Origin of the sequence: Rossellomorea yichunensis, from assembly GCF_032337515.1 — a bacterium.
GTDB lineage: Bacteria > Bacillota > Bacilli > Bacillales > Bacillaceae_B > Rossellomorea > Rossellomorea yichunensis.
Genome location: NZ_JAVYAD010000005.1, coordinates 361,414 through 384,539 on the forward strand (window position 1 = coordinate 361,414; position 23,126 = coordinate 384,539).

The 23,126-nt window shown below is 42.3% G+C and carries 22 protein-coding genes and 2 riboswitches; all 22 genes read right to left on the minus strand.

Going from position 1 to position 23,126, the window contains the following annotated elements:
- Positions 1-77 precede the first annotated feature (77 nt).
- On the minus strand, positions 78-1,151 hold the full coding sequence (metX, locus tag RSX31_RS15685; RefSeq protein WP_315635121.1) for a homoserine O-acetyltransferase MetX: 1,074 nt from the start codon (positions 1,149-1,151) through the stop codon (positions 78-80).
- 395 nt (positions 1,152-1,546) lie between these two features.
- Entirely contained in the window at positions 1,547-2,842 is a 1,296-nt protein-coding gene (locus RSX31_RS15690) for a homocysteine synthase (protein WP_148995415.1), read from the minus strand.
- Positions 2,843-3,151: 309 nt separating this feature from the next.
- A riboswitch (SAM riboswitch) is annotated at positions 3,152-3,271 on the minus strand.
- A gap of 95 nt (positions 3,272-3,366) precedes the next feature.
- Positions 3,367-4,506 carry a trans-sulfuration enzyme family protein gene (locus tag RSX31_RS15695; RefSeq protein ID WP_148970251.1) on the minus strand — a complete coding sequence of 380 codons (1,140 nt, stop codon included), beginning with the start codon at positions 4,504-4,506 and terminating at the stop codon, positions 3,367-3,369.
- A 123-nt stretch (positions 4,507-4,629) separates the two neighbouring features.
- Positions 4,630-5,013: a DUF302 domain-containing protein gene (locus RSX31_RS15700; RefSeq protein WP_315635214.1), complete on the minus strand. Its 384-nt coding sequence runs from the start codon at positions 5,011-5,013 to the stop codon at positions 4,630-4,632.
- A 91-nt stretch (positions 5,014-5,104) separates the two neighbouring features.
- Complete coding sequence (locus tag RSX31_RS15705; protein WP_148995417.1) at positions 5,105-5,686, minus strand: peroxiredoxin family protein; 582 nt, start codon at positions 5,684-5,686, stop codon at positions 5,105-5,107.
- On the minus strand, positions 5,679-6,296 hold the full coding sequence (locus RSX31_RS15710; protein ID WP_148995418.1) for a hypothetical protein: 618 nt from the start codon (positions 6,294-6,296) through the stop codon (positions 5,679-5,681). Before RSX31_RS15710 ends, RSX31_RS15705 begins: the two co-directional genes overlap by 8 nt.
- A gap of 32 nt (positions 6,297-6,328) precedes the next feature.
- Positions 6,329-6,904: a class I SAM-dependent methyltransferase gene (locus RSX31_RS15715; protein ID WP_315635122.1), complete on the minus strand. Its 576-nt coding sequence runs from the start codon at positions 6,902-6,904 to the stop codon at positions 6,329-6,331.
- Between the two features lie 321 nt (positions 6,905-7,225).
- Positions 7,226-7,600, minus strand: a complete 375-nt coding sequence (locus RSX31_RS15720) for a hypothetical protein (RefSeq protein ID WP_315635123.1) — start codon at positions 7,598-7,600, stop codon at positions 7,226-7,228.
- Positions 7,601-7,660: 60 nt separating this feature from the next.
- Complete coding sequence (locus tag RSX31_RS15725; RefSeq protein WP_148970258.1) at positions 7,661-7,906, minus strand: type B 50S ribosomal protein L31; 246 nt, start codon at positions 7,904-7,906, stop codon at positions 7,661-7,663.
- 27 nt (positions 7,907-7,933) lie between these two features.
- A complete protein-coding gene (gene rpsN, locus RSX31_RS15730) occupies positions 7,934-8,203 on the minus strand; it encodes a 30S ribosomal protein S14 (protein WP_315635124.1) in 270 nt (89 codons plus the stop codon).
- 182 nt (positions 8,204-8,385) lie between these two features.
- Positions 8,386-8,667, minus strand: coding sequence for a hypothetical protein (locus RSX31_RS15735; RefSeq protein ID WP_148995423.1), 282 nt, complete (start codon positions 8,665-8,667; stop codon positions 8,386-8,388).
- 83 nt (positions 8,668-8,750) lie between these two features.
- Positions 8,751-8,842: riboswitch (cyclic di-GMP riboswitch) on the minus strand.
- A 180-nt stretch (positions 8,843-9,022) separates the two neighbouring features.
- Positions 9,023-10,381 carry a murein hydrolase activator EnvC family protein gene (locus tag RSX31_RS15740; protein ID WP_315635125.1) on the minus strand — a complete coding sequence of 453 codons (1,359 nt, stop codon included), beginning with the start codon at positions 10,379-10,381 and terminating at the stop codon, positions 9,023-9,025.
- 39 nt (positions 10,382-10,420) lie between these two features.
- Positions 10,421-11,305 carry a permease-like cell division protein FtsX gene (gene ftsX, locus RSX31_RS15745; RefSeq protein WP_282138595.1) on the minus strand — a complete coding sequence of 295 codons (885 nt, stop codon included), beginning with the start codon at positions 11,303-11,305 and terminating at the stop codon, positions 10,421-10,423.
- Positions 11,295-11,981, minus strand: a complete 687-nt coding sequence (ftsE, locus tag RSX31_RS15750; RefSeq protein ID WP_148970263.1) for a cell division ATP-binding protein FtsE — start codon at positions 11,979-11,981, stop codon at positions 11,295-11,297. The genes ftsX and ftsE overlap by 11 nt, the downstream gene beginning before the upstream one ends.
- A gap of 509 nt (positions 11,982-12,490) precedes the next feature.
- Positions 12,491-12,808 (minus strand): cytochrome c551, encoded by a 318-nt coding sequence (gene cccB, locus RSX31_RS15755; protein ID WP_148970264.1) that lies wholly within the window; start codon positions 12,806-12,808, stop codon positions 12,491-12,493.
- A gap of 80 nt (positions 12,809-12,888) precedes the next feature.
- Positions 12,889-13,761 (minus strand): YitT family protein, encoded by an 873-nt coding sequence (locus tag RSX31_RS15760; protein WP_187443642.1) that lies wholly within the window; start codon positions 13,759-13,761, stop codon positions 12,889-12,891.
- A gap of 561 nt (positions 13,762-14,322) precedes the next feature.
- Positions 14,323-15,424, minus strand: a protein-coding gene (prfB, locus tag RSX31_RS15765; protein WP_148970265.1) for a peptide chain release factor 2 whose coding sequence is annotated in 2 segments (ribosomal slippage) — positions 14,323-15,351 and positions 15,353-15,424 — 1,101 coding nt in all. Because the reading frame shifts where the segments join, the coding sequence is not laid out codon by codon here.
- Between the two features lie 311 nt (positions 15,425-15,735).
- On the minus strand, positions 15,736-18,246 hold the full coding sequence (gene secA / locus RSX31_RS15770) for a preprotein translocase subunit SecA (RefSeq protein WP_315635126.1): 2,511 nt from the start codon (positions 18,244-18,246) through the stop codon (positions 15,736-15,738).
- A gap of 499 nt (positions 18,247-18,745) precedes the next feature.
- Entirely contained in the window at positions 18,746-19,876 is a 1,131-nt protein-coding gene (locus tag RSX31_RS15775; RefSeq protein WP_315635127.1) for a YecA family protein, read from the minus strand.
- A 129-nt stretch (positions 19,877-20,005) separates the two neighbouring features.
- A complete protein-coding gene (locus RSX31_RS15780) occupies positions 20,006-20,842 on the minus strand; it encodes a DUF1028 domain-containing protein (RefSeq protein WP_315635128.1) in 837 nt (278 codons plus the stop codon).
- A gap of 14 nt (positions 20,843-20,856) precedes the next feature.
- Positions 20,857-21,966: an aminopeptidase gene (locus RSX31_RS15785; RefSeq protein ID WP_315635129.1), complete on the minus strand. Its 1,110-nt coding sequence runs from the start codon at positions 21,964-21,966 to the stop codon at positions 20,857-20,859.
- Between the two features lie 110 nt (positions 21,967-22,076).
- Complete coding sequence (gene hpf / locus RSX31_RS15790) at positions 22,077-22,655, minus strand: ribosome hibernation-promoting factor, HPF/YfiA family (RefSeq protein ID WP_113971339.1); 579 nt, start codon at positions 22,653-22,655, stop codon at positions 22,077-22,079.
- Positions 22,656-23,126: the final 471 nt, after the last annotated feature.

The window sequence follows — 23,126 nt, forward strand, 5'->3', positions numbered from 1 at the left end:
AAACGCGCTAAGGCGGTGCGATGTCTTTGCTTATCTAACTATATGCCGGACGGGGACGAGTTATGATAAGAGAGCTCTTATTTTGAACCTGTAAAAACTCTTTGTACGTGATGGTTTTTGAGATGAGAAGCAATGATTCCTCCCCACTTTTCAAATTCCACCAGGAATCCGTCATGACCAAAGGAAGTGGAGATAAAGTAGTGTTCACTATTTGGTACAAGCTGAGTAAACTCCTTTAGATACCCAGGTGAATAAATTAAATCTCCTTCATAACTGATCGAAATCAGTTCGCACTGATAGTTCTTCGCTACTTCTTCTGTTCCTCCTCTTCCTCTTCCGATATCATGTGAGTTCATCGCTTTCAGCAAGATAAGGTAACTGTTAGGGTCAAACCGCTTTCCTAATTTCTTTCCTTGGTAATCGAGATAGCTTTCGACATTGAACAGTTCGTTTTGCTTTTCACGTTGGAAACGATGATCGAACAACTCCTGAGTCCGGTATGTGACCATTCCAACCATTCTGGCAATCTCCAACCCTTTCAAAATGGAGCCTGGTGGATAATGGCCTTTTTGAAAGTCGGGGTCCTCTTCAATCGCTGTGATTCCGATGTGATTAAAGGCGAGACCGTAATCATTTAAGGCAGGGGTGACGGCAAGGGCGAATACTTTATTAATATAGGCAGGATAAAGGACTCCCCATTCCAAGGCCTGCATCCCTCCCAGGGAGCCTCCAATGACCGCTTCGATGTGGTCGATTGAAAGTTGTTGGAGAGCTTTATATTGGGCATGGACCATGTCCCTTATCGTAATACCCGGGAAGTCCGGACCGTAACGCTCTCCCGTTTCTTGATTGGTGGACGCCGGTCCCGTGCTTCCTTCACATCCTCCTAATACATTAAAGGCAATCACATTAAAATGGTCGGTATCAATATACGAGCCCGGACCGATCAGTCCGTCCCACCAGCCGCGGTCTTCACTCGTCCCCTTTACGATATGGGTCCCGGTGAGGGCATGGCAAACCAGGATGGCCGGTCCTTCTTTGTTTCCTGTTCGTTCATACGTAAGATCTACATTTTTCAACGTGGTGCCTGACTCTAATGTTAGGGATGGGATGGTAATGGAGCTAACTTCATATGTGTATGGTTTCTCCACTCCTCCACCTCCTTTTTTTGGTGTTGTGGCGGGGGTGATCAGGTTCCCCCCGTGTGTAAAACAGTTGATTATGGACTCGGTTTTTGAGTATTTGGCATTATGGGCGTTGAGAATTTGTCGTTAGGGCTATCGTCAATAATTCTGATTATCATTCGAGGTGACGGCGTGCATCCTGTTTGCTGATAAAATTCCGATTTCGCTGATATATTGGGAATTTCGCTGATAAATGGTCCGTTATCGCTGATATATTCGAAATTTCGCTGATAAAATCAGATTTTCGCTGATATCTCCCCTAAGTAGACCCCGGATACCCTATAAATAGTATCCAAAATCCACTTTTTCACCCTGTAAAGTGATTTCAATTACGTTTTTAGGGTTAAATCCCCCAGTTTCCATTATACCCGTGATGTTTCCAACGCCACTTCAATGGCATGATCCAAGTCCTCGATGAGGTCCTTCGCAGACTCTAATCCAACAGAAAGTCTCACAAGATCCTCGGTTACCCCTGTCGCACGGATTTCCTGGTCGTTTAATTGCTGATGGGTCGTGGAAGCCGGGTGGATGATCAGTGATTTTGCATCCCCTACGTTGGCAACGTGAGACCAAAGGGAGATGTTATCGACAACTTTCCGTCCGGAATCTCTACCACCTTTAATCCCAAAGACGACGATGGATCCCGCTCCGTTTTTCAAATATTTCTGAGCAAGTTTATGTGACGGATGCTGAGGCAACCCAGGGTAGGATACCCAAGCGACACCATTATGCTGATCTAAATGCTCCGCAATCTTCAAAGCATTTTCCGTATGACGCTCGATGCGAAGATGCAGGGTTTCTAATCCTTGCAACAGAAGGAATGCGTTCTGTGGACTTAAGCACGCCCCTAAGTCACGAAGCAGCTGCACTCTTAATTTTGTAATAAAGGCTGCCGGTCCCACATCCTGTGCATAGCGCAGTCCGTTATAGCTCCGGTCCTCTTCCGTGAAGCCCGGGAATTTTTCATGATCCCAATCGAACTTCCCACCGTCAATGACGACTCCCCCGATTGCTGTACCATGACCGCCGATCCATTTTGTTGCAGAGTGGATGACGATATCGGCTCCATAATCGATCGGCTTACATACATATGGAGTGGCAAAGGTATTATCGATGATCAATGGGATGTGATGGTCATGAGCCACTTTTGCTACCGCTTCAATATCAAGCACATGTAGACTTGGATTTCCGATTGTCTCAGCGAATACGGCTTTCGTTTTAGGAGTGATTGCTTTGCGGAAATTTTCAGGGTCGGTCGGATCTACAAAATGAACCTTGATTCCGTATTTCGGAAGTGTGGTCGAAAATAAATTATAGGTCCCGCCGTAAAGATTGGTGGCCGCTACAATTTCATCTCCTGCTCCGGCGATATTTAAGATTGATAGAGAGATGGCAGCCATTCCGGATGAAACACCGAGTGCTCCGATTCCCCCTTCTAAAAGAGCAAGGCGTTTTTCCAACACGTCTACTGTCGGGTTCATGATACGGGTATAAATGTTTCCCGGCTCTTCAAGGGCAAATAATTTTGCTGCATGATCACTGTTATCAAAAACGTAGGATGTCGTTTGATAAATCGGCACTGCCCTTGAACCTGTGGATGGGTCGGGCTCCTGGCCGCCGTGAAGTAGTAGTGTGTCGAAATCGAATGATTTTGTCATAGAAAATTCCTCCTAAATGGTTTTGTGTTTGGGTTTCCGTTTTGCGATTGGATGTTTTGGACGTTTGCCTGTTAAAGTTTGTTGGAATTTTGACTGTTGAATTTAAGTAATAATTTGACTGTTGATTTCGGAATGATATTTGACTGTTAATATAATGCATTTTTTTAACAGTTAAATACCGACCAGGCCAAATCCCCCTGTTGAACTCAGAAACTGAAAAATCGAAGAAGTTTATTTTCCTAAGAAGATAGAAGAGGAAAAATAAAAAACCCTCTTCCTAAGAAGAGGGTCTAATTTAATAGGGTCCTCCTCTTATCTTTCAGGCAGATCGCCTGCAGGAATTAGCACCTTTTCATGTGACGCATTACTGCGTACATGAAGGTTGCCGGGTTTCATCGGGCCTAGTCCCTCCACCTCTCTGGATAAGAGCATGTAGTTGTCAATGTGAAAATTCTTGCGTTGAGATGAATTATAAGGGGTAAACGACCTCAACGTCAAGAGTATTTTTAGAATTTTTACATTATTTAATTTTTAGCAGAAGCTGCAATCGCTTCGTTAAATTGAGCGACGATGTCTTCCCCGTCTTCAATACCTATCGATATGCGGACGACATGTGTATTTATTCCGAGTTTTTCCTGCGCATCCTTCGGTAGAGCACGATGAGACGTTCCTAATGGGTAAGAAACCGTTGTCTCTACACCTGCAAGGGAAGGGATGATTTTAATCCATCCAAGTGATTTGAAGAATGTGCTTATATCACATGTGTTGGATAGCTCGATTGTTACGATTGCGCCATTCCCTTTATCCGATAAATCGGTTGGGTAATAGACTCCTTTCACATAATCATTTGATCGAAGGTCTGCCGCAAGAACTTCGGCATTTCTTGCTTGGGTTCCCATTCGAAGAGCCAGCGTTTTCGCTCCACGGCAAGTCAGCCACGCTTCAAATGGGCTTAAGTTCGAACCGATGTTGACGACTTTTTCTCTCGCTTTTTGAACAAGCTCTTCTTTTCCAACTACGACTCCTGCTGTGATATCACTGTGTCCACCGATATACTTCGTGGCACTGTGTGCGACCAGGTCCACCCCTTCTAAGAAAGGCTGGCGCAGAAAAGGTGTGGCAAACGTGTTATCAATCATTGTTTTCAGGTTGTGTTTCTCAGCAAGTTCAACCATTCTTGATATATCTTCTACTCGCATAAATGGGTTCGTCACCGTCTCACTGTATAGGAGTTTCGTTTGTGGTGTCAGTGCCTCCTCGATTTCTTCAACACTCGTAAAATCAACAAATGAAGACGAAATGCCGAATGTCTTAAGCTCTTCTTTCAACATATGAAACGTACCGCCGTATAAATCTTCTGCGGCGATGATATGATCGCCTGATTGCACTACAGCGAGGATTCCTACAAGGATGGCCGATAATCCAGAGGAAGTCGCGACACCCGCTGGAGCTCCTTCCAAGTCCGCCACCATCTTACCAAGCTCGTCTGTATTTGGATTTCCCGTTCTCGTATAGAGATAAGGGGATTTCCCTTCATAGAAACCCTCCAACTCTTCTAAAGATGTAAAAGAAAAGGCGGATGTTTGATAAATCGGAGTCGTCTTACTGCGAATTTCCTCAGTTCCTTTTAACTGACTATGTACGACCTTTGTTGTGAATTTCATCTCTGTCATCCTTCCTGAATCTATGTATTTTTAAAAGTGTATCATATTCAGAAGATTGTGAGGAGTAGGATGTATTGCAAGAAATAAAAAAACACCTGCCCAATTGCAACAGGTGCCTTCCGTTTATTGAACGTTATCTAAACATCCGATCAGACGATTTTCAATATCCAATGCCAGGCTTTTTAGTTTATCGTTATCCACCATTTCGATCAGCTTGCTTGGTTTTGCCATGCCGATCTTGGTTGTACCGCCTTCTGTGTATACCGTGACTTTACATGGGAGGAAGTAGCTTACGAGCATGCTTTCTTCCAGTACTTTTTTGGCTTCATGAGGATTACATACCTCTAATACGACTACTTCTTCATTGAAATCAAGGCCTTTGTCCTGCAGTTTCTGAGCAAGATCGAGATTCCATAGTACACCGAAGCTTTCATCTTTAAGGTTGGATTCTACCGCTTCCACAGCTTCTTTCACAGTCATCGAGACTTCTTTAGTGTAATGAAACATGTTCACATCTCCTCCTTTTTTTATCACATTCATTTAATACCTCATAGCGTATAACGTCAAACATCGATATTCAGAGGTCCGTCCCTCTCCATTATTCCATTCCTTCGACCATTTTACCCATCATGTCTTCGTTCATGGGGCCGACGATTTTGTGTTGAATGATGCCTTTGGTGTCGATCATGTAGGTGGTCGGGATGGTGAACGCCCGGTATTCGTCTCCGACTTCACCCTTTTCATCCATTGGGATGGGGAAGGTAAGTTCGTAGCCGTCGATGAATTCCTGGACAGCCTTTTCCCCATCGTCCATGGAAGTCAGGTTGACGGCGAGGATTTCAACGTTTTCTTTCTCTGCATTCTCTTCGTAGTAGCTCTGCATATGGGGCATTTCGGCTTTACATGGCGGACACCAGGTAGCCCAGAAGTTCAGGATCACTTTCTTACCTTGATAATCTGAAAGCTTTACGGCTTTATCATCTAAGGTGGTTAATTCAAAATCCGGAGCGCGGTCCCCTTTTGCAAGCCCCTGCGCTGCATTAGACAGATCCATGGATTCATTGGCTAATTGAGCGGCCTCTTCCCTAGCTTTCTTTTCCTGCTGATCCTGAAAGAAGTTCGCTAAGAAAATGCCAATCAGAAGCGCAACGATCGCCAAAGCAAAATTTCGTTTATTCATTGTGTTTCCTCCTTACGTTTAAAAGAAAGATGAGATAAGTCATCATGATCAGATACGTCCAGGCAGTGACGGTCAATTCAAATCCGCCAATGAAGGCACTTAGAAATAACTGGACTAAAGTAAACATAACCAATAATTGTCCTGCCCAGATATCGGCGCCTGGATCACTGGTTTTTTTAATAAAAAAGACAAGGATCAATAGATTGAATAGCACTTGAATACCAGCTAGAAGATAGTGGTGATGAAGCATATGAAGGACAGCTTCAAAGACAAGAACCGTGACCATCCATGAAATGATGACAGTAGCCGGATGATCTACTTTTTTAACAAATATGTAGGCAAGGGCTGCTATCAGTCCTAACCAGTACCCAATGACTCCACCGTGAAAATAGAGGATCGTAATGGGATGCTCCATAACCGTTTGAAAATCAACTACAATCAAACTCAGCTTCCAGACGAGTAAAAAAGTAAAAATACTATTCGAATACCAGTCGCTCGCCTTTCTATTCCAGAAGTAGAGGACCAGGAAAGTGAGTATGAACGAAATGATAATAGCTGCCCATGAAGCCGGAAATGTGAAGGAGCCTATAGTGTACCATTGTTCAGTCATAGGCATTCCCCTCCCTTCAGATACTTTCTGGCTTATCTAATATTTTTTCTGACAACAATGTAATAAACCGATGGATGCAAGTGACCTATAATTGTATGGAATCCGGATGATTGGAGCTGTCGATCGAGATCACTGGAAGAAATCCGATGATCTAATGGCGGTCCCATTTCTGATTCTACCTTTTCCCAATCCAGGATCAGCCATATTCCATCTTCCTTCAGCATATCGTGTAAATCCTGAAATACTTTGATCAAGTCGGGAACTTCGTGTAAGACGAATGCGGATACGATTTTATCCAAAGTACCTTTGTTGAAGCTGAGGTATTCAAGGGAAGATTTCTCATAAATAATATTATCTACACTCTCTTCAGTGGCACGGTGTTTCAAATACTCCAGCATTTCCTGTTGCAGATCTACCGCCTGAACCTTTGTTTCAACCATTTTGGCAATTGGAAGAGTCAGGTAGCCATTGCCACAGCCTAAATCGGCGACGATATCGTCTTTATTAAGTTTGAGAAGTTCGAGTACTTTGTCCACTGGCACGAGCTCTTGACGTTTTGGATCGAGGAGCTTTGAAGCTTTGTGATGTTCATATAAATCTCCGGTCATCGGGGTTCCTCCGTTCAGCGATAATACCCTATTATGTATTAGTATCTTAAATTTTAAATGTACAAGCAAGTTATTTAACTCATAGTGTAACCTATATAAAAATTATTACAGATAGCGTGGAGTAATGGGTGTCAAAAATATGAACAATAAAAGGACTCTCCTTGATGGGAGAGTCCTTTGTTCCTTCATTTGAGTTTAGTAGGGTTTTTTCTCTGTTGATTTTCTTTAACGAAAATCACTTATTCATTTATATCCGGTATTCTCACTAAGAAATTCCCATACAACGGAATAATTACGATTTAAACTCAATACGGCTTCTTTTTATTTAGTATAAGCATGATCCATGGAGAAGAAGAAGTAGCTTGTATTTATTGCTCCTGATCCTTTCATCGACCGTATGGTGTCTGTATAATCAATCCATGTAGCATGCTTCAGCTTCTGATCTAATTTCGTATTAATCTCTTGCTCAATATCCCTCATCCGTTTCATCAACTCTCCAAAGCTCATGTTAAAATAAGAGGCTGCCTGTTGATGAGGAGCATGCTTAACAAGTAATGCCATGAATTCCTCTGAAGTCTCCGACCGTCTCGCCAATTCATCTTCAAGACCGACCACATATTGATAGATGGCCCTTTTTTCCTTTGGCAAGCCTTCAACAATATCCCTTGCGACAATTTCCATTAAGTGTTCGTTCATCATAGTCACCTCGGCATGGGTCTATACCATAACATATTCTTTCTGACAGCCACACATGCACTAATTCATGTTGTATTTTCTCAAGAAGCGTTCTGCACGGCCTCCACGATCTGAGAACTTCTGTCGTCCTGTATAAAATGGATGCGTGTCTGAACTTACCTCCACTTTCAATAAGGGATATGTGTTCCCGTCTTCCCACTCAATCGTTTCATTGGAAGTTTTAGTAGATCCTGTTAAAAAGGAAAAACCGCTATTCGTGTCCATAAATACCACCTGTTGATACTCTGGATGAAGTTCTTTCTTCATTCTTATTCCTCCTTATAGTTTCGTGGATTACCAGCTTGATTTTTTGACACCTGGTATTTGCCCTTTATGAGCAAACTCCCTAAAAGCGATACGGGACATTTTAAATTTACGGAGATACCCCCTCGGTCTCCCTGTCACTTCACAGCGACTGTTTAATCGTGTCGGTGAGGAATCCCTCGGCAGCTTTCTTAACTCTTCATAATCACCCTTCTCCTTTAACTCCCTGCGCAAATCTGCATATTTCTGAACAAGTTCCTGACGCTTCTTCTCTTTTACTACCTTTGATTTCTTAGCCAATATGATTCACTCCTTATGTTAATCGTAATGATTACGTTTTAAAAAGCATATGGTTATTAAACCATACTTTTTTTCTTTTTGCACCGATATTTGCCTATAACCTATGGGAGAGAACCCAATCCTTTTAAAAGATAAATAAAACCGAATGCCATTTAAGACCGGCATTCGGTTTTTATGTATTCTTATGCTGCTTTCAGTCCCTCTAAAATAAGCATAAAATATTTAACTGTATCTCCCCTGCGGCTATTGATTATATCAATATCAGCTAGAATTCTCTTAACTTCTTCAGCACCCAGATTCCGGATAAGCATTTCACTTATTTCTTCCGCTGAAAGTTCCCCAACATGCGTATACTTTAATGCGGTACGGTTCCTTCTGCAAAAACTTCTTAATTCCCTTTTTAATTCAGTCAATTCCAACATCATCATCCTTACTACAGATTCAAATCCTACTATACTGGACATATAGATTAAAAAACCCCACCAAAATGGCAGGTAAAATGATACTAATAAAACGTCCTAATTAGTATTCATTGTAATCCATTGTTTTCGGTAACCCGGCGATCATTATTTTCTTATAAAAAATAGAAGACCCGTGGTTTTGCGTCCTAATCTTTCAATTAGTTTGCCTTTTCGAAGGACTATACAAATCATTTGTTTTAATATTTAGGTAATATAGTTGTCATTATACTAGAAGGAAAAAGATAAGAAAACAGGCAGGAGAATAATATTCCATTCCATTTCCTTACATCTTAATGTAATGAAGATTAAATAATAGATTTCCAATAAAAGAAACCCCGCACATGGCGGGGTTTTCTAATTAAAAGTTGATATATTGACGCGGGTTTACAGCATTTGATTTAGATGCATTCCAAGAACCTGCATGTAATTCAAAGTGTAAATGCTGTCCGAAAGAGTATCCTGTGTTACCCATGTAACCGATTCTGTCACCTTTGTTCACTGCTTGTCCCTGACTCACTGATGAAGAAGACATGTGGGCATAAACCGTTGTGAACGTTTGACCATTGATTGAGTGAGTGATGTATACTACATTTCCATAGCTTGAGCTATAGTGGCTTTTGATGACATATCCATCAGCTGCTGCTGAGATCGGAACACTGCCTCTTGCCGCGATATCCGTACCATAGTGGAAACGTTTCTTACCGTTTAATACATCCCAGCCAAAGTTCGTTGTAATCGTTCCAGAAGCTGGGGCTGTCCAAGCACCGGCACTCACTGGTGCACTTGGAGCTGTATCAGTAGGCGTCGATGAAGAACCACCGCCGCTATTGCTGCTCGTTGTTGCTTGTTGTTGTGCTGCTGCACGTTTTGCCGCTTCAGCTTCCGCTTGACGCTTGCGTTCGATTTCACGCTGGCGTGCAAGTTCTGCTAAACGTGCTTGTTCAGCCTGGATTTCACCTTCAAGCTGGTGTTCCATTTTAGAAAGCTCATCAGATTCTTGTTGAAGGTCTTTTTTCTCCACTTCAAGAGAAGCCTGCTGTGCTTCTAATTGCTTGAATAAATCCGCTTTTTTAGCTTTTTGGCTATCAAGATCTTTTTTCAGAGACTCTAAACTTGCTTTAGTAGATTCTAAATCTGCAAGCTTGCCTTCTACTTCTTCTTGTTTCTTTTCTAATTCAGCCTGATCACGTTTTTGTTCGTCCATGATCTTCTTATCTGCACTTACGATTGTATTAACTGCTGTTACACGGTTGATGAAGTCACCGAAACTGTCCGCGCCAAGTAGTACATCAAGATAATTTGCAGAGCCGCCTTTTTCCTGGATCGCACGGGCACGTTCTTTTAATAATTCGTTACGCTCTTCTATCTTTTGCTTTAGAACTTCAATTTCTTCTTTAAGTTTATTGATTTCTGCAGTTGTTTCGTCAATCTCTTTTGTTTTCTCGGTAATCTTTGTTTCAGTATCTTTTAATTTTGTACTGATTTCAGCAATTTGTGATTGGATTTCTTGTTGTTTATTGATATTTTGATTGATTTGAGATTTTTTTTCATCAATCTTGCCATTGATCTCCTCTTTTTTGGAAGAAATGTCTTCTTGCTGCTTTTGTAATTCCTCCACAGAATGGGAATGAGCGTTAGCAGTTGTTCCTAACGTTGGTAGACTCCCGATTGTTAATGCTGCTGCAATTGATAATGATACGAAATACTTCTTGTTCAAGCGGCATGCTCCTTTCAGCTTCTATCAACCTATCAAATTTTACACTTTTAAGAATTTACGAACAGACATAAAGCTTCCCCAAGCCCCGATCAAGCAACCCATTAATAGAATCAATCCGTTTACTTGATAGATAAAGGGGGTAAAATCTAATATCTGAATAAAATGGTTTTGTAGTTTTGGTTTAATAAATTCATAAGCATAGTAGTAACCTGTTGTGACAAGAGCGATCGGGATAATAGAACCTAAAATTCCAAGCCATAATCCTTCTAGAATGAATGGCCAGCGTACAAACCAGTTGGTTGCACCCACGAGTTTCATTATCTCGATTTCCCTTCTTCTGGCGACAATGGTGATTTTAATTGTATTTGAGATGAGGAACATGGCGGTAAACAATAGACCGATGATTAACACTAATCCAACGTTACGACTCATTTCCAGTACATTAAATAATCTTTCAATCTTCGCTTCACCATAAAGTGCTTCGTTCACACCTTCATACTTGCTGACTTCAGCAGCGATTTTCCCAGTATCACGGGGATCTTCCGCTTTTACGATAAATACATCGTATAATGGATTATCCTGTTCAAATAACCTGAAATCGTCTCCTAAATCCTTTACCAGATTCTGAAGTTCTTCTTCTTTAGAAGAATATTCTACGGATTCCACTCCACTAATTTGGTTGATCTTCTTATCTATTTCTTCTACTTGAGCTTTTTCAGTACCGATCTCAAGTAGTACGCGTACTTCAACGTCTTTCTCAATATCGGTTGCAACCTTGTTCATGTTTAGCATAAGTACCATAAACACACCAACAAGTAGCAGGGTTACAGTAACGGCACTCACGGATGCGAATGTCATCCAGCCATTACGTCCGATACTTTTGAAGCTTTCTCTTAGATGTCGACCATACGTCCTAGCTTTCATAACCGTAATCACCTCGCTGTTCGTCACGAACAATTCGGCCATTCTCGATGGCAATTACCCGATGCTTGATGGTATTTACGATTTCACGATTATGAGTAGCCATGATCACCGTTGTTCCACGATTGCTGATATCTTCTAAGATGTTCATGATATCCCAGGATGTTTCCGGATCGAGGTTACCCGTAGGCTCGTCGGCAATCACAAGTTTCGGCGTATTCACGATGGATCGTGCGATCGATACACGCTGCTGCTCTCCGCCTGACAATTCATTCGGAAGCATTCTTGCTTTATGCTTCAACCCTACCAGATCCAGTACTTCCATGACTCTCTTCTTTATTTGCTTTGGATGTTCTTCTATTACTTCAAGTGCAAAGGCAATGTTTTCATAGATTGTAAGAGTTGGTAACAACTTAAAATCCTGAAACACGACTCCAACGTTTCTTCTTAAGTATGGAACTCTACTATTTTTTAATTTTGCAAGATTAATACCATTTACGATGATATCGCCTTTAGAAGGCTTCTCTTCACGGTACATCATCTTGATGAATGTAGATTTCCCGGCGCCACTTGGACCCACAACATACACAAACTCACCTTGCTTAATGTGGACGTTAAAGCCATTGGCAGCCATGACACCGTTGCTGTACTGCTTATACACGTCTTTCATTTCTATCATTTTAAAATCACCTAATTTGTATTATGTAGTTACCCTCTTGGCTGTTATCGACATATGTACATGGTTTGAACACAACGACGTCTTTACCATAATTAGACATGAAATGGCGAAAAACCTCGAATTGCTCTCCCGAAAATTATTATAACATCACTTTGTATGTTGTTAAGGAAAAAAATTATTACATTTACGTTTCAAAGATTGAAATAATGTGTATATTTTACCTTTTTTATTGTCAGTTATACCTATTTTCCGTTATAAACATAGGTATTTTTATCTATTACCTGGTACTATAAGCAAGTAAAAAAGTTTGATAATAAGAGGAGGGTAAACCTTAGGGGGGTGCTAATCTCAGTAAGTTACTAGGTTATAATTATTTGCGGTTCAATTGCTGATTTCTTAATATATTTATTAGATTTCCTTTTGTAACATATTTTTAAAGAAGGGAAAGGAGAAAGCTTGAAGATAAATCAAAAAAGAAGAATCCTCAGTTCCGGACTCTTCTTCCTTACTTACTTTTTATTCGCCAACCATTCTGCCACGGCTTCTGCTTCTTCACCTTTTATGAGTCCTGCAGGCATTTGACCTTTACCATTTTGAATGACTTCCAAGATTTGATCTTTGTTTAATTCAGCACCGATTTTATTAAGTGCTGGCCCCATTCCGCCTTCAAGGTTTCCACCATGACAGCTGGTGCATTTATTGTTTACGATTTTTTCAGGGTCTACTCCGCCGGAGCTTGTTTCTGTACTTTCTTCACCGCCGCCACCACCGCAGGCTGCAAGTACCAATGAAGCGCCAAATACAATACCAAGTAGCTTTTTCTTCATTTTTTATCCCCCTAGGAAAACATTTTAAGAGGTACGGGATGTATCGAGGTCCGTCCCTCTATTACTTAATTATACCAAGGTTAAACCCGTTTGAAACCTTCACCTAACACCTCTGAAGCGTCCATTGTGACGACGAAAGCAGAGGGGTCAATGGTTTTGACCAGTTGTTTCAGTTTTGTGAATTCTGTTTGATCGACCACACACATAAGGATCGGGCGCTCATCGTCCGTATAACCACCGTATGCAGATAGTTTTGTCACACCACGATCAATTTTATTCAGGATTCCTTCACGAACTTCTTCCTGTCTGTTTGTAATGATCAGTGCCATTTTTGAACGGCTGATGCCGACCTGGACTAAATCAATCGTTTTACTTGTCACATAGAGGCCGATGAGTGCATATAAACCACGTTCGATGTCAAACACGATCGCAGCAGAAAGAACAATCATTCCATCGATAAGCGCGACACATGTTCCCAGGGACAATCCGGTGAATTTGTTTACAATCTGGGCTGCAAGGTCCGTCCCTCCTGTAGATGCTTTACCTCGGAAGACGATTCCCAATCCCAGTCCTACACCAATCCCACCGAATAAAGCACCCAGCAGGGGATCTTCCGTCCACGGCTTCCAGTCTTCTGTTAAAAATACTACCAGCGGCAGGAAAACCGTACCGATGGCTGTTTTCACACCAAATTGAAGGCCCAGAAAAATTAATCCTGCAATGAACAACGGAATATTAAATGCCCACTGAACAAAGGCAGGCTTCCAATCAAACAGACCTTTCAGGATGGTTGATATCCCGCTCACCCCTCCTGAAGCCACCTCATTCGGCAGTAAAAACACATTAAACGCAAGGGCAACGATCGTTGACCCAATCACAACAAACAAATACTCTAACAACTTCTCTTTCCGCGGATTAAGTGCCTGCCCACGACGTCTCTCTTTCAAACCCATCCAGTACGACTCCTTTTACCTATGTATTTATAGTATGAGTACAACCTCTTCCATTCATGCAGAATATGCAGAGGGACAGTATGAAGAAGGACGGACCTCTAATTGGTCACGTCTTGAACCCCTGAAGATGAAAATTGTACATAAATTTCACTTGATATAGTTGTAAAGCATATGTTTGAATCAGGTTCAAATTTACTTCTCCACCCTTCAAACACGCTCTGTATCAACCTTTGAGAGTATAGCATGGGTACTTGGAGGTGTAAATAACACTTCAATAACGTGGTAAAGCATTAATATGTTGGGGTGTTGTTGTGCTGAGGGACGGACCTTGATTAATGAGAGGCTTTACAACTGAATATGGGATTTCTGCAACGGCAAATTTTGATTCTGCTGCTGCAATAACTGATATTACCGGTAATCGGCGTTTGTTTGTGAGTGTTTTACATGTTCAAACCACGTTCATATTTATACATATAATGGAAGAAACTCATCTCTTTTAAGGTCCGTCCCTCAAAAAAAGCTGGATCCTCCAATTGAATGGAGGATCCAGCTTGAGTATGATTATTGAATTTTGGAACGCAGATAAGCATTGATGAATGGGTCGATGTCTCCGTCCATGACGCCTTGTACGTTTCCTGATTCTGTGTTTGTTCTGTGGTCTTTGACCATGGAGTATGGATGGAAGACGTAGGAACGGATCTGGCTTCCCCACCCGATTTCCTTTTGCTCTCCACGAATTTCGGCGAGTTCCTGTTCCTGCTCTTCGATTCGCTTTTGGTAGAGCTTCGCTTTCAACATCTTCATGGCTGACTCACGGTTCTTGATCTGAGAACGTTCAGATTGGCACGTTACCACTACATTCGTCGGTAAGTGAGTGATACGGACAGCCGAGTCCGTCGTATTGATATGCTGTCCACCGGCTCCACTTGCACGGTACGTATCAATTTTCAGGTCTTCCGTACGGATCTCAATTTCGATTTCTTCATTAAACTCAGGCATGACTTCACAGGACACGAAGGAAGTGTGACGACGTCCTGAAGAATCGAATGGTGAAATACGAACAAGACGGTGTACGCCTTTTTCAGCTTTTAAGTAACCGTACGCATTATGCCCTTTAATGGCAAGAGTCACACTCTTGATTCCCGCTTCATCGCCAGGAAGATAATCAAGGGTTTCCACCTTGAATCCACGTTTTTCACCCCAACGCGTGTACATGCGAAGAAGCATGGAACCCCAATCCTGTGACTCCGTTCCACCTGCCCCGGGATGCAGCTCAAGTATCGCATTGTTTTTATCATGTTCTTCACTTAGAAGAAGCTGTAGTTCGTAGTCATTTAATCGTGTGACCAAATCACCCAGCTCTTCTTCAAGATCTTTTTGAAGTTCTTCGTCGGGTTCTTCTTTGATAAGTTCAAGGGTAAGCTCAAGGTTTTCATGGGATTCAAGCAATGATTTGTATTCATTTACAAGATCCTTCAAACCGTTTCCTTCATTGATTAATCCTTGAGCTTTTTGCTGGTCATCCCAGAAGTCGGGTTGAACCATGATTTCGTCAAGTTCCTGGATTCTTGCCTCTTTGTTTTCTAAGTCAAAGAGACCCCCTGAAGTCCGCTAATGTTTTAGCTGATTTTTCTAACTCTGCTCTGATTTCTGATAGTTCCATGTGTGGTCACCTCTATAGTTATTTGGGTTGTTGAATTTATTTTGTATTGATGATAGCTGGAATAGAGTGGCCGTGTTTTATTAGACAGTAGTGGTTGATTTCCGCTCCAGGTGCTCGCTTTCCGCGGGGCGTGAGTTGAGCACCTGGAGCGGAAATCAAATTTAAAGTTATGCTATTACATAACCTACTTTAAAAACACTATTACAAGAAAAATCCAATTATTAGTGAACCCTATTCCAGGCACCCATAAAAAACGGAAAAGTACCTGGCACTTATTTTATCAAAATAAGCACCAGGTAGCATCTCTTTATTTATCCAGTTATGCCGTGGCAGTGTTTGTACTTTTTGCCGCTTCCGCATGGGCATGGGTCGTTGCGCCCTACGTCTTCTTGCTTGCGGACAGGTTGTTTCTTAGCCTTACCGCCTTCTTCTTTCGGGTTCACCGCTTGACCTTTAGCTACTTCCTGACGTTCAAGATTGCTGCGGATTTCAGCTTTCATGACGTATTTTGCCACGTCTTCTTCGATTGCAAGTACCATGCTTTCGAACATGGCAAATCCTTCATGCTGGTATTCGCGCAGTGGGTCGGTTTGACCGTAGGCACGAAGGTGGATACCTTGACGCAATTGATCCATGGCATCGATATGGTCGATCCATTTTGTATCAACAGCGCGAAGCAGGATGACTTTTTCAAACTCGCGCATTTGCTCCGGCGTAAGCTCTTCTTCTTTTTCATTGTAACGGTGTTTCACATCTTCATAGATCAGATCCATCATTTCTTCCGGCTCTTTTCCACGAAGATCATCAACTGTTACGTCGTTTTCAGGAAGAAGATTCGCATTCACGTAATCAACGATACCTTGAAGGTTCCAGTTTTCCATGTCTTCTTCAGCAGTATGGGCTGCTACCTGACGTTCGATCGCTGATTTGATCATACCCTCAACAATTTCACGAAGGTTTTCAGAATCGATTACTTCATAACGCTGTTTATAGATGATTTCACGCTGTTGACGTAAAACATCATCGTATTGCAGAAGCTGTTTACGAGCATCGAAGTTGTTTCCTTCCACTCGTTTCTGAGCCGATTCTACAGCACGGCTGACCATTTTACTTTGGATTGGCTGAGTGTCATCCATCCCAAGGCGCTCCATCATGCTCTTCATATTGTCAGAACCAAATCGGCGCATCAATTCATCTTCCATTGAAAGATAGAACTGAGTCACACCAGGATCCCCCTGACGTCCGGAACGTCCACGAAGCTGATTATCGATACGGCGTGATTCATGACGCTCGGTACCAATAACGGCTAGACCGCCGCGTTCGATGACGCCTTCTCCAAGCTTGATATCCGTACCACGGCCGGCCATGTTTGTCGCGATGGTCACGGCACCAGGCTGACCTGCTTCCAAAATGATTTCCGCTTCGCGTCCATGGTTTTTCGCATTCAATACATTGTGGCGAACGCCTTTTTTCGTCAATAGTTTAGAGATAAGCTCTGACGTTTCAACGGCAACCGTACCAACCAGTACAGGCTGTCCTTTTTCATGACGCTCTTTGATATCCTCGACTACAGCAAGGAATTTCCCTTCTATAGAAGCATAGATCAGATCGGCGCGGTCATCACGAACGATTGGCTTATTCGTTGGGATCACAATAACATTCATATTGTAGATATTACGGAACTCTTCTTCTTCCGTTTTCGCCGTACCTGTCATACCGGAAAGCTTTTCGTACATACGGAAGTAGTTCTGGAACGTAATCGTTGCCATCGTCATACTTTCATTCTGGATTTCAAGACCTTCTTTTGCCTCGATTGATTGGTGAAGTCCGTCACTGTAACGGCGACCTTTCATCAGACGCCCTGTGAAAGAGTCAACGATGACGATTTCTCCTTCCTGAACCACATAATCCACATCACGGTGCATGCTGACGTGAGCCTTTAACGCTTGATTGATATGGTGGTTAAGGGTTACGTGTGAAATATCGAACAGGTTATCAATGTGGAACGCTCTTTCCACTTTGCTTATCCCATCTTCCGTTAATTGAACACCTTTTGTTTTTTCATCATATGTGTAATCTTCATCTTTTTTCAGGGTACGTACAACAGCGTTTGCCTGAATGTAAAGCTGAGGTGTACGCTGAGCGTTACCGGAAATGATCAGAGGTGTACGTGCTTCATCGATTAAAATCGAGTCAACCTCATCGATTACGGCAAAATGAAGAGGACGCTGCACCATTTGATCTTTGTACAGGACCATATTGTCACGAAGGTAGTCGAATCCGAATTCGTTATTCGTACCATACGTGATATCCGCTTTGTATGCTTCACGTTTTTCGTCTTTGGACATCGAGTTTAAGTTCAGTCCTACAGTGAGCCCAAGGAAATTGTATAGCTTGCCCATTTCCTCAGCATCACGGCTGGCCAGGTATTCGTTGACTGTGATAACGTGAACGCCTTTTCCAGTGATGGCGTTCAAGTACACAGGCATAGTCGCTGTCAGCGTTTTACCTTCACCGGTTTTCATCTCGGAGATATTACCGCCATGAAGGGAGGCACCACCCATAAGCTGAACGCGGTATGGATATAAACCAAGAACGCGGCGAGCCGCTTCCCGCACGACAGCAAAAGCCTCAATCATCATATCTTCCAGGTCTTCACCTTTTTGATAGCGCTCCTTGAATCGTTCTGTTCTTTCACGGATTTCATCATCCGTCAATCGCTCCATATCGGGGCCTAATTCTTCTATTTGATCAGCCAGTTTTTCAAGCCTCTTTAATTCTCTTTTATTCGCATCGAACACTTTGTTTAATAGACCAAGCATGTATAAACGCTCCTTTATCTGTGTTTAAATGAGAGCCGAACGTCACTAGAATAACGAAAGAAAATGAAATTCAGATGAGAATCATGAAAAATCCATGTAAAAAGTCACCTATATCCGTTTCCAATCACTCTACTTAAAATTCGCTACAAAATCCAAATATCCTCCCACAAAAACACGATATATTCCCTTCCAATCTTACCACTATCCTATATGGGTTACAACTCAAGGAGGGACGGACCTCTCAATCACAGAGCTTTCAAAGGTTGGATGCTTTACTATCACGCGGTATTCCTGGATTGCTCATGAGACGCGATATTCGTCACGTCTAGAAATAGCATCGATTCAGGTTTAGGGACGGACCTCACATAATATATTTATCAGTCTAGGTTTGGCGACTTTACAGCATTCCCTCATATATTGGGTAAAATCCGAGGTCCGTCCCTCAAAAACAAAAAAGCCGACTATGCAGACGACTTTTAGGTGTTGTGTATGTGAATGATCAGGCTTTGGTAGCTTTCAGTAGCTCGTTGACGGTGTCCTGGTAGCTTTCCCAGATTTGTTTGCTTCGTCTTGAGATGCTGTTGGCAGAGACATCGAAGTATTCAGCCAGTTCTTTTTGGACGTGGCGGATACTGATTTCGTCGATGTTTTTCGCCATGTCCACCAGTGCTCCCGAGTAGATTTTCGGATTGCGGATCGTTGGGCGCTCTGTGTAGAAGTATTTTTCCAATACGGCTACCAGCAGCTCACTTTCTTTTTTGTCTTCCCCTTTTTCAGTCAGGAAGCTTTGAAGGGAAGTGATCGCTTCAACGTATTCCGGCGTTTTCCAGATTTCTACTCCTTCGATTGCTTCTTCAGATTTCTCATCCGAATTCTTGGCAGTATCTGTTTCATCCGTGGTTTTAGTAGATGCTGCTGCTTTTCCGGTCTTTTTCTTCTCAGCACTATAAAGGACGAATCCTACATCTGCTATTTCCAAGTACTGCCCTGATAAGTAGTCATGTAGATTTCCAAACTCACCTTGTTCAAATCGGATCTTCACCAGTTCCATCGCTGCTTTCTCAATCGCAGGGTAAATGAAGTACTGAGCGAAGGGAAGATACTTCTCCCCATTCGGGAGCAATAGCCCCAAGAAGAAACTATTCTCTTCTAATTTACCGAACTTTTCCGTTACAATCAGCACATCACCGGTGATGGCTTCTTCCACACGTAACGTATTGTCATCCAGCTTCTCTACGGTACCTGCAGTCACACGCACGTTTTTCCACGACTCCAGTACTTCAGCGGTCTGAGGACGAGTCACCGTACTCAACTGCTTATCAACAAAACGTTCGATCAAACGAACACCGTCAGCATCCTTTTGAGTCGCTCCGTACCAGCTGACAAATGCCATTTCATATATATCCGGATCAGCCTGCATCAGATCCATTTTTGCTAAGTAGTGGTGATAGGATTCTTCCATCTCTGTAGACTGGGCCGTAGCAATATAATCATAGAGCTGCGCCTGAAGCACATCAAGCTCCTGACTCACCAGCGTATCTATATTCACAACATTTTCTTTTTCACAGCATTTCTTATATTTTTTCCCACTGCCACATGGGCATGGTTCGTTTCTTCCGACTGTACTCATGTTTGTATTTACCTCCAACTTCTTGAGTCCCGTACACAAATGTTCATTATATAACATTTCTGGCGTTCATTAAACTGTTTTAGAACAAGAAAAAAGAACCAATCGCTTTTGGATTGGTTCTTTTAATTTCTATCGTCCCTGTTTTTTCATATAATCCAACACGTCAAGATCAATATAGTTCTCATCCTGCTCCCGCATTTCAAAGTTTTCTGTATGGAGATAGTCTTTCAAGCTCTGATGAAGAGACTGTCTTTCTTTTGCATAACCAAGACGGGTAAGTTCCCGCTCCACTTCATCAAGGATTTCACCTTCCAGCAATACGACTCTACCAGGCTCAGACTCTTTAAAATAGAGCTGATGCATCAAGTAGATTCGTTTCAATTCCTTAATGGGAGACGGGTGATCATCCACCCTGAGATCGATATACCGATCATTGAAGCCACCATATCCACCGTTTTCCTTCACTACTAGAAGTGCAGCAGACTGCATGCCCCGGGAATCACCACCAGCGTCCTGACCGGCATCGAGTGCATGGAGTAATCGTTCAGCAAGAGATCCGGTTGTCGACTCAAATGTCTCTGCCATCGCTTTTACGGTATTTTCATCTACTAAAATATTACCTTGAGCAGCAAAGTGTTTACCAGTTTGTCCACCGGCCCAGTCATAGCATCCTTCCCCTGTAAAAGTGGCAGCATTTCCACCAGCATCAATCAATCCCACCTGTCGTAATGGACGCTCGGGATCATCCTTTGTGATGATATCCAGCGCTTCCTCTGCCGTCTTTCCTTCTTCCATTAATTGAAGTGCATGAGGCCCGTACGAAGTATTCGCGTAAGACTGAGTCGCCACGGCTCCCACTCCCGCTTTCGCAAAAGGTACGACAGAACCAACACCGAGGAATTTGGATTGTACCGCAATCCCCCACTCTTTCTCTTCCGGGTCATAACCTACAATGGAATACGTCATGATGAAGTCCTCCTTTAAATTAAAGCGTCAGGATTTAATCCTTTTAGCTCTTCTACTACAAATAACCCATCTTTCCGAATTAAAACATCATCGAAGTAAATTTCTCCTCCACCATATTCCGGACGCTGGATGCAGACCATATCCCAATGCACATTCGAACGGTTTCCATTATCCGCCCCTTCATAGGCCTGTCCTGGCGTGAAATGGAAGCTTCCGTTTATTTTTTCGTCAAATAAGATATCGAGCATCGGTTCATTGATCTTCGGATTCACACCAAGTGCAAACTCCCCAATGAAACGGGCACCTTCATCTGTATCCAGAATATCGTTCAGTTCCTTCGTTTTATCTGCCGTTGCTTTCACGATCTTCCCGTTTTCAAACGTCAAAGAAACGTTGTCAAAAGAAAATCCGCGATACAGTGTCGGTGTATTGTATGTTATCGTCCCATTTACACTATCCTTCACGGGAGCAGTATACACTTCCCCGTCCGGAATATTTCGCTCTCCAAAGCACATGACAGAGGGAATATCTTTAATGGAGAAAGTGAGGTCCGTCCCTTCACCTGTAATCCGTACTTTATCGGTTTTATCCATCAGCTCTTTAAGAGGCTTCTGGGCTTCTTCCATCTGCTTGTAGTCCACCGTACAGACTTCCAGAAGATAATCGAAGAACGTGTCATAACTCATCTTCGCTTTCTGGGCAAGTGACGGGTTTGGATAGTTTAATAGAACCCATTTCTTATTTTGAATGAGATAGTCATTGGATTCTTTCATATGGGGCATGAGGAGCTGCCACTGTTCGGCCGGAACTTCACTCATCTCCGCATCATTTGCTTCGCTTGAAATATTGAGAAACGCGTCGATATCCTGATATTTTTCCATATTCCATTTATTTTGCAGAATCATTTGTTCCGGTTTCGCATGAGTGGCCATGATACGCAGTAACTCCTGATCGCCGAGCTCATAGTATGGAATCACTCCCATCTCATACGCTTTCTGGAGAACCTCCTTTACAAGCGGTTTAGTCGAATGTTCTCCCATTATATAGAGCTTCTCCCCTTCTATTAATTTCAAGGAATGGGTCAGCAGTACCTCTGCCAACCTTTCTAGTCTTGGATCTCTCACTTGGTATCCCCCTAAATTTTGTCTACTTTCAAACTTCGACAAAAAATGGAAAAAACCTCCTTTGGAATTGAAAAATCCTGCGGTCTCAGCGACCGCAGGATTTAAGGGTATCAGTTTGTTTCGATCAAGCCATACTTCCCGTCACGACGCTTGTACACAATATTCGTTGCGTTAGTCTCTGCATCCGTGAAGATGAAGAATGTATGACCCAGCATGTTCATCTGCAGGATCGCCTCTTCGCTGTCCATCGGTTTAAGATTGAACTGCTTCGTTCTTACTACTTCCGTATCGTCCTCTTCCTCCAGTTCAACCGCAGCTGCACCATTTGGAGAAACGTGATTCAGATCTTCCTGAGCCGCGAAGAATTCCTTCGGGCTGCCCTTCTCACGCATCTTACGGTTCACTCTTGTTTTATGTTTGCGAATTTGACGCTCCAATTTATCTACAATCAGATCAATGGCCGCATACATATCCGTGTTGCGTTCCTCTGCACGTAACACTAATTGCGGCATTGGAATAGTCACTTCAGTTTTCGTATTTTTATCAGGATACACTTTTAAATTAACATGTACATTTGCATCAGGAGTTTCATTAAAGTAACGATCTAACTTGCCAATCTTCTTCTCCACGTGTTCGCGAATCGCTGGAGTTACCTCAATGTTCTCGCCTCGAATGTTGTAATTCAACATGTAAACTCCTCCTTTTAAAAATAAAGCTATGTTTATATATTCTCCATTCCCTTAATTATTCCTTCTTAAACTTTCTAAATTTTTTGTCAATTTTTTGTAAAGTTTGTATTACGGTGTCGAGAGTGTTGATGGATCTGGGATTGGAGAATGAAAGAGTGAGTTGAGGGTTGCGAGTATGTAGGGTTCACCTTTCACTCTTTATATTATTATTTTCTCACTTTTTGAAGAGATTAAACGGTGGGAATTTGGAGGATTTGTGAATGGTTTGGGGCGGATTTGTGAAAGGGGGTTATAAGTTTAACTGTTAAAAATAGCGGTAGATTTGTCAGTTGAATTTTGTTCTTTTTTTGCCTGTTAAATATCTCAATAAGTTTGCCTGTTAAATAATATTAGAATTTCAACTGTTAAATTTCCAGTCATATTTAACAGGCAAATTAAAAGTTGTTTTCATCTGTTAAGGCCAAAACGTAG